The sequence below is a fragment of the Vibrio sp. Isolate24 genome, assembly GCF_022398215.1.
In the GTDB taxonomy this organism is placed as follows: Bacteria; Pseudomonadota; Gammaproteobacteria; order Enterobacterales; family Vibrionaceae; genus Vibrio; species Vibrio coralliilyticus_A.
This window is the reverse complement of record NZ_JAKEUU010000001.1, coordinates 424,078-441,022: the sequence shown is the minus strand read 5'-3', so window position 1 is coordinate 441,022 and position 16,945 is coordinate 424,078. Positions and strand designations below refer to the sequence as shown.

The window sequence follows — 16,945 nt, the reverse complement described above, 5'->3', positions numbered from 1 at the left end:
CTATACAAGGTCTGAGGCACAATGCAACGTGGCGAAATTCATGAAATTAATTACACTTCGACAGCCATTATCGAGCGTAAGATAGTCAATTAATCGAGTGAATGTACAATCAGACTATTTCAATATTCATTTCGTTTATCATCAGATATTTTAAATAAAAAAAACGCCAATAAAAATTGGCGTTTTGGTTCAAAAATTAAAGCACCGTCTATATATACGACCTATTTATAGACAATACGAGTTTTAATTTAACGTAAAAGTATCGCTCCCTTCACCTGAAGCATTCTGACTGTTGGTTACCACTGCGGTGACATCGACTGAACCACTGGCTAAGCCCGATAGCTCATCAAACGTTACCGTTTGTTCAAAAGCGCCATCCGAAAAGTTTCCGTTTTTATCTAGAGTCACTGTGTTTTGACTCTCATCTTCAAACGTTAGCTTCAACGTCGCGGAGTTGCTTGAATGYGTGGCGTTGCCTTTCACCATCACCGCNCTCGTCTTGGTATCCTTTAATAGTCAGTGGCAAGGATTCCAACGTGTTCTCGACACTGCTAATGTCAGCCGTTCCGATCCAAACGTCCTTCGCTTTGCYGTCACCTTCCCAGCTAATGGTCTCATCGCCCAGTTGGCTGCCTGAAGGTTGCGTCACCGCCTCATCAAAAGTCACGGTCACTTTCACCTTGCTTGGCTCCAGTCGCTCAAAGCTCACTGGGTTGGCTGATTTCAACGTCGGTGCTTGCTTGTCTAAGGTAAAGGAGGTTGTCCCTTCACCTGAAGCATTCTGACTGTTGGTTACCACTGCGGTGACMTCRACTRAACCACTGGCTAAGCCCGATAGATCATCAAACGTTACCGTTTGTTCAAAAGCGCCATCCGAAAAGTTTCCGTTTTTATCTAGAGTCACTGTGTTTTGACTCTCATCTTCAAACGTTAGCTTCAACGTCGCGGAGTTGCTTGAATGCGTGGCGTTGCCTTTCACCGTCACCGCNTCATCAAACGTTACCGTTTGTTCAAAAGCGCCATCCGAAAAGTTTCCGTTTTTATCTAGAGTCACTGTGTTTTGACTCTCATCTTCAAACGTTAGCTTCAACGTCGCGGAGTTGCTTGAATGCGTGGCGTTGCCTTTCACCGTCACCGCTCCTGCGTTGACCGTTACCTCGCTTATGGTCACTACTGGCTGCAACGCAAACTGGTGGTCCGTGTTCTCCGCACCTRGGTTGCCTGACTCGTCTTGGTATCCTTTAATAGTCAGTGGCAAGGATTCCAACGTGTTCTCGACACTGCTAATGTCAGCCGTTCCGATCCAAACGTCCTTCGCTTTGCCGTCACCTTCCCAGCTAATGGTCTCATCGCCCAGTTGGCTGCCTGAAGGTTNCTCGTCTTGGTATCCTTTAATAGTCAGTGGCAAGGATTCCAACGTGTTCTCGACACTGCTAATGTCAGCCGTTCCGATCCAAACGTCCTTCGCTTTGCCGTCACCTTCCCAGCTAATGGTCTCATCGCCCAGTTGGCTGCCTGAAGGTTTCGTCACCGCCTCATCAAAAGTCACGGTCACTTTCACATTGTCGGTGCCCACGACGGCTGAACCCGGATCAAAGCTCACTGGGTTGGTTGATGCCAACGTCGGTGCTTGCTTGTCTAAGGTAAAGGAGGTTGTCCCTTCACCTGAAGCATTCTGACTGTTGGTTACCACTGCGGTGACATCGACTGAACCACTGGCTAAGCTCGATAGCTCATCAAACGTCACCGTTTGTTCAAAAGCGCCATCCGACAAGTTTCCGTTTTTATCTAGACTCACTGTGTTTTTACTCTCATCTTCAAACGTTAGCTTCAACGTCGCGGATGTCCCTGTTCTTGTGGTAGTTCCTTTTACCGTTACTTTGCGCGCACTCACTACAAGCTCAGTGATTGTCACCTTAGGTTTCAGTAACAACTTTTTATCTTGATAGGCTACGCCCTCATTCGTGTATGTATCACTAAAACCAGCAATCACTATTGGCATTTCAAGATCTGTGTCATTGGCACTTGGAACCTTGACCTTACCTGTCCAACGGTCACTTTCACCGCTAGCAGCATCCCAATTGATTTTGGTTGTGCTGGTATTGAGATACGACTCCGAAGGCTCTGAGACCGGCTGTGAAAATTCCACTGTCACATTGATGGTATCCCCTGTATCTGCATATTCAGGATTGAGCGATAGTGATTTTACTGTTGGCAGTACACCTTTAACCTCTAGATTAAACGTATCCCCTTTACCCTTGATTCCCTTCTCACTTTGATAGGCATCGTCTTCTAGGGTAAAGGTGATGGTTTTATCTTCTCCTTGAGGCGCTTTGTAGTTAGCGATCCAAATAATATTGTCTGTTGTAGATAATCCACTCAGAGTGCCCACATCACCACTTCCACCCGCTTGGGTGAGTTTTATATCGCTCAGCGTAAAGTCTTGGACCTTTTCAGAAAACTCGATTTTCAGCTGAGTCTGTTTATCACCTCCAATCGGACCTTGCGGTGTGGCTGATATTGCTTTTACCTCTGGGGTCGTAGCGGCGACTACCGTGGTCTCGATTTCTTGCGATGAATTGACCTTTCCGGCAAGATCACGCGCGTTAATCGAAACCCGATAAACACCCGCTGGGACGGAGAAACTGAAGACGTACGGCTTACTATCGTCCGTCGGTTCTTCTACAGATTTAGGCAGTATTTTGTTGCCACCTGCTTTCAACGCAAGCTCTGCATTCACCTCTTTCAAGTTCGTATCCAAGACGTTTGCAGTCACCTCGACTAAGTATTCGCCATTATCATCTGGTGCGAAGGTTGTTTGCTCGGCTTTTAGGTTACTCACGCTCGGGTCTTGGGTATCAACGACAGACTTTATGCCTTCAACGCCATATTCATTACCCGCGTAAGTGAACGTTTCAAGCGTGCGACCAATCGAGTCCGTTACTGCCACTTTCAACATGTACTGGCCTTGATCCGTGTCTTTGAAGCTAAATGTACTGGTCGCAGACGTGTCGCCAAACAACGCCGACTGTTCGATTGATTCTCCAGGTGAAACAGGCATAAGAGTGATACGGTAACTTTCTGCAGTAATACTACTCGTAGCATTCGCTGTTAGTGTCATTTCTTGACTGGTACGGCCAAGTACAAGCCATCCCCCTTCTATACGCGCATTATCCGCCAGAGATAACACTACAGTAGGTAGCGCTATATTGACCTCCTTATTGTACACAGTTGTAGTACGGCCCACTTTGTCTTCAGCGGTGAAGGTTACGGTCAACTTGTTCTTGTTGGCCAGTTCCGATGCCTTGACCTCAAAGTAGGTAGACTCATTATTGAGCCCTTCATCTCTGGTGAAAGTCTGGCCTAGCTCTTTCACTGTGTAAGTGACTCGAGCTAACCCGCTTCCGCTGTCGGTAATGGGGAAAGTGAACCTGACTTTGTCACCCTCTTTTTCCACTACCACATTAGTGTCACCAACCTCAGGGGCTTTTTTGTCAACGATAAACGTTACCTTATTAAGCTTCGTATCAACAGTGCTTTTGCGGTTAAACACATCCATCGCTCTCGCTGTAACCTCCAAGGATTGAACGTCAGTGTCAGGCACGTTAGCGTTAAACTCCGCACATAGGTATTCGTCATTCTCTCCACACTTTGTTACTGCCTCAAAGTTATCCTTATGATTGGTATTGGCAGTAGAATAAGTGGTGTCACCTACCTTGACAGTTAACACTTCCAGCTTCGAGCCATTAGGTAACAGCGTTTTAAGGTTGATGCTTATCAGGTCCTTAACGACGGTGTTTTGAACAAGGGGGGTCTCAATATCGTCTGTACTGGTGATTGCAATTGTCGGTTTGCCTTCCGGAAGCTTTAATGAAAGCTGAGAAAAATCGGCCGTATTACCTGCATTATCACTTAAGTTCTTAACGTTAAAGATATGCTCCGTGTTACGTGGATCGATGAAAGTTGTGTAATTCTCAATATAGCGACATGTCACACCATCAGAATTGCGTACACACTCTTTAGGCTTTATTGGATCAATATTGTTGATTCTAACAAGCTGTGGTCTAAAGTCTTGCGGATCTGTATTAATATTGACCCTTGATTGGTTGTCAGTAAATCCGAGCTGGATGCTTAATTGCTTGTCTTTATTTGCAGATGGACTCGCTGGAATAACGTTTTCACCCTTTAATAAGTAGTCTTTTTGCACAGACGTTGGTGGGTTGACATCCATTTGATTGAACGTAAACCTTTGCACGTTCGGAGTTCCATTTTTGCCTTTGGTTTTAACAATTAATACCACAGGTGAGTCTTGAAAGTTCTGGTTAGACTTCACCGTACAACTTGGGGTTTTCCCAAGCTCACCTTCCAGTAGCCCAGAGGTCGCTCCCAAATTATCTGTTGGTGCTTGGTCCAACGTATAGTTTTCACGAACCCAACATTGGAGCTCATTTGGTGTGACTGCGCTTGTTACCTCAAAATCCACCTTTAGCTCGCCATTGGCTATAAAGTTTTGGAAATCTTCCGGCGATTTAACCTTAAGCCTTACCCCTTGCCTTTGAACACTTAACGTCTCTGTTATTTCTAGAGGGTTTCGCTGTGCGTTATCCCCTCCATCTAAGTATTTGGCGTTATTATATGCGTAAATAGATACAGTGTAGATACCGTCTTTAGCCAGCGCGCTTTTTTGAATAACAGATTCCCATTGATCCTCACCTTTGTAAGTAAAGCTGAGCGTAGTTCCGGCCTCTTCACCAGTCGTAGTTCCGGCTTCTTCACTCTTAAAGTGGTAAGAGCCGGTTATCTCATCTATGCCGCTAATATCTGAAATCTTCAGAAGGAGTTTGATACCGTCAGACTTAGTAATAGTATTGCCAACGCCAATGGATTCATTATTGGTTACGTACACAACATCAGTTATTTCTCCTTCTGGTGCTTTCTGTTTGATATGCAGTTTAAATGGCACCGTGGAAACATTGCCGCGGATATCTTGCGCCTTCAGTTTTACGGTAATAGCATCTTCACCCGTTGTATCGAGATTTGACGGTAGTGGGATCTTATATTGGCCACTAGATTTATCTAGGTTTGGCTTGGTTCCTTCTCCATTTGGCGCAACATCGCCCTTGAATATCCAATACTCAAACTTGTTCTTATCTACACCATTTGAGTTTATCGAGCCGTTGTCGTCATAGTCTTCCGCAATGATCGTGAGCTCATAACCGGGCACATAAAAATCATTCTCTTCATGCCCATTCAATTTTAGTGATGGGCCTTGCGTATCAATGATCACATTAGACACATTGGAACTTGATACAAATCCATGAATGTCGGTCGCTTTAACAAAAAGCTTAGCGCGGTTACTGTCGTCTGTAACAATCTTGTTCTCGTCATTGCTTTCCGGGTATGTGCCCTCAAAGCTAGAGCTCCACTCGCTTGCTGTCCAATCTTTTAAGAAGGTTTCACCGGAGTCTGTTTTCTGATAAAGCGAGATTTTCTCTACGCCGGAGTCATCTGTGACGCTATTAAATTTCGCCGAGAACTTAGCTCCCAATACACCTGTCTTTTGTGAGACATAGTCGACTAACCATGGGTCTTGGAAGTTGATAACGGGCCCTTTTTTATCGACTTGAAATTTGATTATCCCTACTTTACTGGTATTAGGCGGGTATGCCTTATCTGTCGCTGTATAACGTAAGGTATTGGTTTGACCATGCGTAAAGGCATCGGCAATAAGCTTGACGCCAACGTTAGGTTGAGCCCCTTCCAAACAAGGCACAGTATCGTCATCACTACAAAGACCTAAAATGGTAAATGGACCACCACTACCTATTTGGAGTCTGACATCAAGTTTGTCACCTGGGCTATGATCGCCCCAGATAGGCGCAGGTTTTAATGTGGTATTGCCTCCCAGCATTTTTTCTGCGGTCCTGTTTTCAACTTCAGGCGGTACTGAGTCAACCCGAACTGTAAACTTCGGTGCTGATATTGAGTTCTCATTTACCTCATTGCCCAAGTTATCGATCGCTTTTACATAAACCTCCCAATCACCTTCACCTGGATAGACGGGTTTATTATCGCAAACGACTTCCTTACACAGGTTAATAACAAAGCTATCAGGGTCATTAATAGCAAATTTATTGGCATCATAACTCTTAATTTTACCCGAGCTATCTTTGAATAGCAGAACACGCTTTTCTTTTTGGTCATTGACAGTATCCACAACGTTAAACTGTAGCTTCAGTTCGTTGTTGGTATTAAGGTATACGCTGTCTTCAAGCTGATTCTCGGTTTTTGGATCCTCAGGGCGAATCAAGGAGATTTTAGGAGGTTCGTTATCGATGAAGAGAGAATCTTTACGCTTATTATCTGGGTAGCCATAGCCGTTCCCTTGGTTATCCATTGCACTGGTATGGATAGCCAATTCCACTTTGTCTTTATGCTCACTTAACGCGGTATTTACAGAAAAAGCGAACTGTTTTACGTATTCATCATTGTTCACGTTTGGTGTGAACGAAATGTCATTGGCTGGTTCTTCGTCATTAGGGGTTGAGCGTTTGTACCACATCGGAGCGAAAGTTAACCGAGTAGATGCATCATCTTTTATGCCCGATGGGTCAGAGACAACCAATTTCGCTTCAATCGGACCCGCGACATATTGTTGATTCTTGTCAGTATAAGTTCTACCCGCTACCGTTAGTTCCACGTTAGGCGCGTCTTGGTCGATACTTACCCCATCTTTACCAAATAGGTCCAGAGTACCTAACATGGGCCTAGCTTTGGATATATCATCCGCAAACAACTGTGCAATGCTGTCTGTTACCCAAGGTTTACCAGTATGCTTACCCGTAAGTAAATCAAAGTATGCTTGGGCTAAATCGGTACGATAAGTTTCTGCATTAAACTCGTAATTATCAAGTTTAATGCCACTACCGCTTTTCCCTTTACCATCAGGCTTGCCATCTGCGCTTAGATCGTCGTAAAAAGCGGTGGCAAAGCCTGCTGAATCATAACGTAGCGCCTTTTCAGACAAACTTGCAATTGATTCAGCAAGGAAGCGGTGCTGGTACTCAACACTTAGCTGGCTAGGAGTACCATTCAACAGCATTTCGTTGGTTGCATAACTGGTGGTGGTAGGGTCAAAGCCGAAAAAACTGCCTGGTGTTTTTAACGCCAATGCATTTTTGACCTCGGCAAGAATGGATTCTGCAGCTTCTACGTCCTTCGCCCCTTGGTAATTATTCCAACGATAGTCAAATAACCCAGTGTGGTAGGCAGAAAGCTCAGTCACATAATAACTGCTTGAACCATCAGGCTTAAAGTAGACCCCAAAGTTGGCATCGTCTAGGTTAACCGACACGGGATCGCTGCTGTCATTAGTCCAATTGAAATAGTGTGTATTTAATGCAGTAGGGCTTGCTAGTCTGATTCGCAGGAAGTCATAGCCGATAATGTCAGTTGTTAAAGAGCAAGTCGCAACATCTCGTGCTAATACAGAATTAGACTCAGATCTTCTTGATGTTTGACATGTGGTTAAACCAATAAACTCCCCATCCGCTGTATTCAATCCTTCTAGCTGTGCTAACGCACCGACAAAGGGCGTCACTACCGTATAAGTGGGAAGATCAAAGGTAGTTTTGAAATACACCGTTTCTTCACTTGAGTAATTCTTTGAATCATCGGAAGTGCGAATGACAAGTTTTTGCGCGTCTAGCTCAGACACATTACTAAATGAATCGCCTAATATATCCCTAGTCAACGGGATGTAGTAGGTCATTGATGATACCCACTTATCTTCTCCTTCTTGAGCCTCTTCTTCTATGGTTTCGTGTGGTATACGTACAGTGTCTTGGTCAAGGAAGGCATTAGCCGTGGTCGTATTTTTGAGCTCGTATTCGCCTTGGCCATTTTTTTTGACAAAATAACGCACCTCTAACTTCAACTTATTGGCTGGAGAGCCAACATCTACACCATCTGACGAACGAGCATCTTCTACCACCACCTTAATGTATGGGATTTTGTTAACATCTAGATAGTTAGTAGTAAACGACTGGAAATTAAGATCAGTATTATTCTTAATCTTGCTAGCCGCATATTGATAATCGATTTTGAGGTAGTTTTTTGATGTGATTACAGATGTGGCATCGTATGTATCTCGTGTATACGCATCAGGGTAGCTAGTACGATCACCCGACGCCGTTTCAAGTACAAAGTTAAACTGGGTGGCTGGATAAGAGATATCCTGACTCGGCGGTTGATCATCTTTAGTTACCGTGTGAGTCTTCTCACCAATATTGCCCTGAGCATCCGTTGCTCTTATCTCAAACTTGGTTGATGTCGTTGAAAATTGAGAAAGAGGATACTTGTTAGAAAACTCGCATGTGCCTTCTTCTGCAGTTGGAGAACAAACTAACTCTTCAGGTGTATCCCCTTTAAATGAAACAGTAACAGCACTTCCACCAGGCGAACTTTCTGTGACGGTACCAAATAAAATATAGTCGGTCTCAGTACTGTCGCTACGGATAGTCTGACCAGAAATCACTTTAATGATTGGCTTTTGGTTATCCCAAGAAAAATTAATGATATGAGGGTTGTGTTCCGCAGAATCCTTAACGATTGTGTTGCCAAGTACGTCTACGGTATAAAACACAAGGCGCGCCTGACCAGAACTGATGTTGAGCTGGTCCAGAGAAACGGTATCGATTTTGACTTTAACATTCGAGCTTCTTAAGCCCTTTTCGAAACCAGTAACATCTATAGCGCAGTGACCAGAACCTGTCTCACCAACTTGACACGTACCTAATTCAGTCCAAGTGCCACTCAAAAATGATTCAAGTACGACTTTAGGGACATCAACCCCAACTTCATCCTCAAGTTTGACTTCAACACTACCTGTACGTGCAATAACATCGTTTTCAGTTTCAGCTGGTCGACTTGCGACTGGAGGAGTCGAGTCGATAGCGGTTTCATCACGTTTAGGAATGACATTAGTATCTCCACCGGAGCCGATAGCATTGACTTTCTTACCAAAAGAATCAAACTCCTCGGCCCCAATACTCGACTTATTAAGCTCAGGGCTATTGGCCACGATCATCACATGCTTAGCTAACTCATTGGTGTATAGCTCGCTGGTGACTCTCACCGCACCAAAATCTAATGGCTGATCATGGTTACCGATTTTCCCCATTCCATCCAATAAGCCATCAGAACTGATGTCATTATATTGAATGCTTGCTAAATTAATTGAAGTGTATTGGTTATCAGTGTTACCACCATGCTGAGTGATCAGGTCCTTAGCGTAGGAAGAATAGGCCGTTAGCAACGCGCCATATTTATGGCCATCAGTCGCATACGCGCTTTGAGCGCCATTCGTGATATCAATCGGCTCAGTCGTATTAACGTCAAACCCATACATATCACTTATAGCACTAATGGATTGGGAAACCGCTGATGAATCGCTGATACCTTTGCTCAGCTTATGTTTTGCTAAGCCTGCTGCCATATTGGTGAGAGGTGTCACCATGACTGACTGCTGTGAGCCTTCAACGTAATTGACTACACTATCTAACTTGAGGACTTTGTTCGCGCTGATAGAGACCTCTTCCCCTGTTACAGGATCAATATATGATCCCCCCTCAGCACGAATCAATACGGGGCGTGAAGCAGACTCGACCGAAACACTATAATTACCTCTTGAGTCTGTTTTGGTCGAAGCAATGAGCCGCCCTTGCTGGCCGTTATCATATTCCCAAATATAGACCTTCGCGTTCGATACTGGCGCATCATAAACATTGCCAGAAATTGAACCAATCGTTCTTGACGGTGGCGAACTATCACCCTCGCCACCACCGCCGCCACCACATGCGACAAGTAGAAGAGATGCACTGAGTGCTAAATAATTATAGTGTTTCATTTTTGAAGCCAATGCCAATGACAAGTTAAATTTTCAACGATTATATTTAGGAAATTAATTTTCTCAACATGGCATATTGACTATATAAAACATCACATTTACTACTAATAAAACGCTTTTAAATATTTGTTTGCCTAGCCTAATGGCATAAAGTATATACAAGCCTTCAAAGCGACTTATTATCACTATTATTAATTAATTTTTTATATGGATTTTATGCTTTAAAGCCCTATCATTGTATGAAAATATCAAATAACTATTAAAATGCATTCAACGTCTATTCCAGCGAAAAGTTACCGAGACTATTTGTCCTTCTGGTATCTGGCTCTTATTCCTTTAAGTTTATGCGCCCTAGTTGAAATATCACCACTCAGTGACACATCAACTAGACATTCAAGCAAAACGACTCCACCTGAAGTTAATAACACTATTAAGCAAGATGATCTGGTATTAAAAACACCGGTAAAAAAAGATAAGTTAATTAGTAGCCATGTGGGTTACTCATTCTATGGGACGACGCTCAACTTGGGCATTGCACCAAATACTATCCAAGATCTTATATCTTTATCTGCCGGTAAGTTTGACTTCATCAATTCAGTATCTGGTTCTGGACAGTTTGCTTTTAAACTTAACGAGAAAGATCAGCTTATTGCTTTTTTATATCGTGACAAGTCTCAGGCATTTTATGTTTATAGTACAGAAGCCGGCACTTTATTTAGCACCGATGGTGAGCGTTTTTACAAAGATAAGCACCTGCTTTCTCCAGTATCACGACGCTTTAGAATCAGTTCGCCGTTCAGCCATTCGCGCTTTCACCCTGTGACTCGCACTATGGCTCCCCACCTTGGAACAGATTACGCTGTGCCTGTCGGAACACCTGTTGTCAGTATCTCTTCAGGCGAAGTCATCGCCTCTCGCTATCACCCGATAGCGGGAAACTACATTGTTATCCAGCATCCTGGCGGATTAAAAACGCGATACCTTCACCTGTCTAATCGCTATGTCAGTAAGGGGGATGTTGTCTTACAAGGGGAAACAGTAGGTACAAGCGGTAATACGGGAAGAACAACCGGCCCGCACCTTCACTTTGAGTTATGGAAAAACGGTAGGCCTATCGACTTTGAAAAGAAGCGAGCATTCGCTGAAAAGGTCGCCGTACAGCTTGTATCTTCTCAATCCCGAGAGGCTCAGAAAGTTTTCTCACAGCTTGAGCAACAGATAAACTAAGGCTCACTAAGTTAGCGTGCGTAAGACAGATTACGTACGTTAGCTTTGGTTTGGTTTATTTGTAGTGAAACAGAGTAATGTGTTCTTGGATAGGTGAGTTAGAGTCTTAGACAAGAAATATTGGAGCGTGCAGCGGGAATCGAACCCGCATCATCAGCTTGGAAGGCTGAGGTAATAGCCATTATACGATGCACGCATCATCGTGAAGACAGAGCCAATATGCCACATCAGCCTGAAAAGAAAAGTCTTTTTTTCATTTTCAGGCTTAAGTGCTGACTTTATGTGCAAATCGACCTTAAAGTGGCTTTTTAGCCCTCACTTCATTTAACATAAAAAGATTTACTTTAGTTTACTCTGTTCTAAAGTGCTTCATCTCTTCATTGAGCTCCTCGACCTGATGACGAACTTGTTCAGAGACCTGGGAAGATGAACTTGAAATATCGGCAACTTCCTTTACTCGACTGGTCACATCAGACATTAAGCTGTGGATTTCTTGAGTAGCCAAAGATTGACTCTCAGCTGAGTGCAGTAACTCTTTCATCTGCGAATCCAAACGTTCAATCTGATCGGTCGTCGCACCGAGTGTACCATGCGCTTGCTTGGTATGATTTGCCCCTTCTTCTGCTAGTATTTTGCTCTTATCTATTTCTGATACAACAGCAGCTGTAGAAGATTGGATTGCATGAACAATGTTGTTAATTTCTGTCGTTGATTCAGTGGTTCTTGTTGCCAGAAGACGCACTTCATCAGCAACAACCGCGAAGCCTCGACCGTACTCCCCTGCCCTTGCAGCCTCAATTGCCGCATTAAGTGCTAGGAGGTTGGTTTGTTCAGCAAGTCCTTCTATTACCTCAGTAACACGGCCAATGGCCTCACTTTCTTTACTTAACTCTGTAACTTGCTGACTCGCACTTTCTATCGTGCGGTGTAAGGACGTAACAGTTTGCATGTTTTGCTCCAACGCTTGAGAGCCGACTTCTATTTGGTTTTTAGACTCAGCAAGATTGCTAGCAGAGAGCTTGGCTTGATTCGCTGTTTCATCTGCTGATAGGCTGACTTCGGAAAGTTGTTGGTCAACCAATGTCATCGTAGACATTTGACTGTCGACTTTGTTGGAAGTATTCATGTTCGCTTCAAGTAGTGATGTCATACTGTCACCAACAGTCCTCGCTTTAGCGCTTACACCACGTACAATATCCAACAGTGCGACATTCATCTTGTTGATAGAGCTTGTCAAGCTTGCCAACTCATCACTGCCTTCAACATTAAGTGGAGGCTGGGAAACATCACCGGCCGCAATCAGCTGAGCGCGCTTTGAAACGATTTTAATCCGTCGCCCTATGTTTCTGCCCATGAATGTGGAAACCGTGAATGAGGCTAAGAGAAAAATAATCGAAGAGGCTATAAGGAGCGATACGACGCTGGACAATGAACTGAAAATACCTTGTCCACTGATATCGGCTTGCTGCTGCTGTTTTTGGATCAAGTTTTCCAAACTGGTATTCAGAACATCCACTGCTGGAACCAACTCTTTAGCCATTTTTTCATTCACTAGGTTCCAACCGCTGGTGGTTCTTAGAGCAATGACTTGCTCTGCCAGAGGAAAGTAAAGCTGCTGCATTTCTTTGAAAAGATCCCACAGCCCCCGGTCACTATCACTCATTAAACTCACTTTGCTTTCTATCTCAGCCACATATTTGCCGTGAGCTTTTAGGAAGTCCTGATATTTACTGAGGTGTTCCTCTTTACCATACAGGAGAAAATCTCGCATTGAAGACAGTGCATTAGCAAGAGAGGTATAGCTATCAGCGTACAAACGAAATAATCGCTTTCTTTCCCCACCTTCTTTATTGCCCGCCTCATCATTAATCAGCCCCTGCAACTGATCCAATGCCACCTCAGCAATTGGAGCAGCCTCATTGATAAACAAGGAGTGTGCCGGTAGGTTCTCATCTGAATGACTGGTTTCGGAGATCTGATTTACTAAAGCTTTCACCGATTGCCATTGGCTTAACACTTGTTGGTAAGAAGACTCATCCAACAAATTTTCAAGTGTAGGTAAAGCTTCATCAGTCGAGGCAATAACGCCATTGAGTTGCTCAAGTTGTAGGGAGCCGATAGATTCATCTCTTCCCAACAGCATATAAGCTCTGAGAGTCGAGACTGTCGCTTGTAGCGATTGTTGTAGGGAACGTCCTGTATCTACGGTCGGCAGGTCGGACTCTAATAAAAATGTAGTATGCTCTTCAACAGTATTGACACTACGGAAGATAAAGAGCGCAGCAACGATAAAAAGTACCGCAAGCGACAGAAAACTCAACTGCAACTTCCCTGATATCGTGAGTTTCATCCTAATAACTCCTATTTTAATAATCCCCTAACTATAGCGCCTTGCTATTTATTGTTAAATATAAGTTAAGCATTTTCATGAACTTTTGACTGTTTGCTCAATGAATAGATCCCATACCGCTCAGGTTTATGAGAAAGACTGACTACAGACAAACCCAGCCATGTTTGTTAGCGGCTGATTCCCAACACATTCTCATCCTTCAGTCTCTATTTCCCCTAGGAGGTTTCGTATCAATACACGACTTTGTTTAGGTTGCCAAAACCCTCAAAAGCAGACACATAAAAACAACAATAAAAACATCAAATTAACAAACAAAAATAATCTTAAAATACCCCCAAAAAGAGATTCCAATCACATATAGATTGGTTATAATTCGCGCCCATTACGCTTTGTGTTGATAAACGCAAACTTAATTTGAATAAATAGCCTGTTAACCATACCTCTTATTTAGAGGTGAAATTGAGAAGAAAAATGAGCAAGATTGATAAAGCGACACGTATACTGCTAGCGGGATTCTGTATCAACCTTTGTCTTGGCATCCTGTATGCTTGGAGTGTGTTTAACAAAGCATTGGTAACGGAGTCTGGCTGGAGCGCAGCTGAAGCCTCTTCACCGTATGCGATCGCAACCATCACTTTTTCTGTTTGTCTTCTTGTTGCGGGTATCCTTCAAGATCGTATGGGCCCACGCAAAATATTGATTTTAGGTACTGCTCTGACAGGGCTAGGCATGATTGCTTCTGGCTTTGCTACAACGCCACTAATGCTGAACATTACCTTTGGCGTGATCACTGGTGCGGGTATCGGTTTTGGCTATGCATGCCTTTCGCCATCGGCAATGAAATGGTTCCACTCTTCTAAAAAAGGGATGGTCAACGGCCTGATTGCTGCGGGCTTTGGTCTTGCCGCTATCTATCTTGCACCTGTCACTTCAGCATTGATTGACAGTATGGGCATTCAAACCAGCTTTATGATATTGGGCGCTGGCGTTTTAGCGATCGCTGTTCCTCTTGCTGCGACTATCAGTAATCCGCCAGCGGGCTATACACCAGCGGAACCTAACCTAAAAGAAGGCCAAGCGCCAAAAGCGACAAAGAAAACAGAGGACTTAACGTGGAAGTCGATGCTTAAGACGCCTCAGTTTTATTCACTATGGATCATGTACGCATTTGCCGCTTCTGTTGGTCTAATGATCATCGGTAACATCACCACCATCGCGAGTGTTCAAGCTAACTTACCCAATGCGGTTTATCTTGCATCCATCTTGGCGGTATTTAACTCAGGTGGTCGTGTAGCCGCCGGTATACTGGCAGATAAGATTGGTGGTGTACGTACACTCCTCCTTGCTTTCGTGTTGCAAGGTATCAACATGGTGCTGTTTGCCACCTTTAAAACGGAATTCACGTTGATCATCGGCACAGCTATTGCCGCTGTTGGTTACGGCACCCTACTTGCGGTTTTCCCAACACTGACCGCTGAGTTTTATGGCCTTAAGAATTACGGCACTAACTATGGCGTACTATACACAGCATGGGGTATTGGTGGTGCGATCGGCGCAGCTGTCGTTGGTTTCTCCATGACAAGTGGTGATGGTTACGGTCTTGCTTACACCATTTCGGCAATCATGATGGCAGTGTGTATCGTATTAGCCCTGGTGACTAAGCCAATCACTGAAGCCAAATCGGCTAAGCTTAAAAACGCTTGATAATTTGAAAATTTCTTTAAAAGGCTTAACCTTGCGGTTAAGCCTTTTTTGTCTCTATCTATTATGCATCAACCTAGCGTATTACCTGCTGATTACTACCTAAATAACTTCTTGAAGTTGACGCATCATGCTCAAGAAATGTACCCCGATTTACTTTCTCCATCAGAAAAGCAATGGTTAGACAACTTTGAGCATTTATCGATTCAAGCTAAATGTCTACTGGTTAGGCTGCTTTCGCGCAAGGGTGAATGGTTTCGAAGTGACAAGTTAAAATACGATGAGATCGACGACCTTGACACTACTCTAGATGAACTCAATACTTCGGATTTCGTCACACTCAATCCTGATATATCAATCCCAACATTAGCCTCCAGCTTGCTCACAAAGCCGGAGTTGATCCGCCTGTTTAATATCACGAATAAACAAGCCAAAAAAGGAGCCATCATAGAGGCACTCTCTCCCCAAGCTTTCTCTGAATATAACGCTTTAGGCTTCATCATCATCAGACTTGAATCTCCACAGGTTATTGATGTTCTGTTGGCTCTTTTCTTTGCTAATACCCACCAAGATCTCAGCCAGTTTGTCCTAGATGAGCTTGGCCTACATCAGTTTGAGCCTTACCAACTTAGCCGTGAGCGCCGATTCTTTGCTTCGCGTGGTGAATTGGATCAACTGCTTACTCTATCGCGAACTCAGGAGAGCTATCTAAATGGAGATCGCCAATGTGTCCCAACACTGATGAATCACCTTGCGCAGCTCGCCACGCCAATCCCGCATAACTACGTGGAGCGAAAACGTCAGCACCTCATAAACGACATCGCACGTGATTTAGAGCGGCTCCAAGAGTACGAACTTGCTAACCGATGGTTTGAGCACACGTCATTACCTCCGTCGCGAGAACGTCGCGCACGAATCTATGATAAGCAAGGTCACCTAAATGCAATGAGTGACATTGTCACTGATATGTTGCATACCCCTTATGATGTATCAGAGCAAGAGGTCGCGAACAGGCTACAGCAGCGTCTGCAACGCCTTAAGGGCTTGAAAGTCCCAAGAGTGAGCAAGCCCACTCTTCAAGAGCGACACCTATCGCTAGATTTATCACATCAATGCGTTGAACTAGCGGTTAAAGAACATTTCGAACAGCAAGGTTATAACGTGTTTTACTCTGAAAATACCTTACTCAACGGTTTATTTGGATTGGCATTTTGGGAGGTGATATTTAGTCCCATAGAAGGCGCATTTATCAATCGTTATCAATATCGACCCTTGGATCTCTACCAGCCTGATTTCTCGCTCAAGCGTCAGTCTCTTATCAGTCATATTTTCACTGTTTTAGAAGAAGACGGTCTTTCGAATCTAACTCAAATTTATCAAGACAAAGTAGGCGTAAACAATCCATTTGTTTCTTGGAATGTGTTTACCCCGCAATTATTAGAAAACGCTCTCACCTGTATCCCAAGCTCATTGTTATGCCAGCTTTTTAAGATCATGTTGCAAGACCTCAAACTGTATAGGAATGGCTTACCTGATCTGGTGCTCTTTAAAGATGGGAAGTTTGAGTGGATGGAAGTCAAAGGACCGGGGGATCGCCTCCAAGACAATCAGTGGCGTTGGATTGACCACTTCCAAAAGCTCCATGTTCCGTTTTCGGTTTGCTATGTAACGAATACTCAGCGTTAGCTCACCGATAAGACAGACGCCTTACAAGGCTCTTATTTATTTGCCAATTTAATATCCTTCTGCTGAAATTATCA

General features: G+C 43.9%; 5 protein-coding genes and 1 tRNA gene. 3 read left to right on the top strand and 3 right to left on the bottom strand.

The window, feature by feature from the left end:
• Positions 1–243 precede the first annotated feature (243 nt).
• A complete protein-coding gene (locus tag L1D23_RS01940; protein WP_239863934.1) occupies positions 244–444 on the bottom strand; it encodes a hypothetical protein in 201 nt (66 codons plus the stop codon).
• A gap of 9,727 nt (positions 445–10,171) precedes the next feature.
• Here L1D23_RS01940 and L1D23_RS01935 point away from each other — a divergent pair.
• On the top strand, positions 10,172–11,134 hold the full coding sequence (locus L1D23_RS01935; protein ID WP_239863932.1) for a peptidoglycan DD-metalloendopeptidase family protein: 963 nt from the start codon (positions 10,172–10,174) through the stop codon (positions 11,132–11,134).
• A gap of 121 nt (positions 11,135–11,255) precedes the next feature.
• Here the strand turns inward: L1D23_RS01935 and L1D23_RS01930 are convergent.
• Positions 11,256–11,330: transfer RNA gene (locus L1D23_RS01930), tRNA-Gly, on the bottom strand.
• Between the two features lie 153 nt (positions 11,331–11,483).
• Positions 11,484–13,484 (bottom strand): methyl-accepting chemotaxis protein, encoded by a 2,001-nt coding sequence (locus L1D23_RS01925; protein ID WP_239863930.1) that lies wholly within the window; start codon positions 13,482–13,484, stop codon positions 11,484–11,486.
• Between the two features lie 471 nt (positions 13,485–13,955).
• Here L1D23_RS01925 and L1D23_RS01920 point away from each other — a divergent pair, with 471 nt between their 5' ends.
• Positions 13,956–15,188: an OFA family MFS transporter gene (locus tag L1D23_RS01920; RefSeq protein ID WP_239863928.1), complete on the top strand. Its 1,233-nt coding sequence runs from the start codon at positions 13,956–13,958 to the stop codon at positions 15,186–15,188.
• Positions 15,189–15,251: 63 nt separating this feature from the next.
• Entirely contained in the window at positions 15,252–16,871 is a 1,620-nt protein-coding gene (locus tag L1D23_RS01915) for a VRR-NUC domain-containing protein (protein ID WP_239865351.1), read from the top strand.
• The last annotated feature ends 74 nt before the right edge of the window (positions 16,872–16,945 follow it).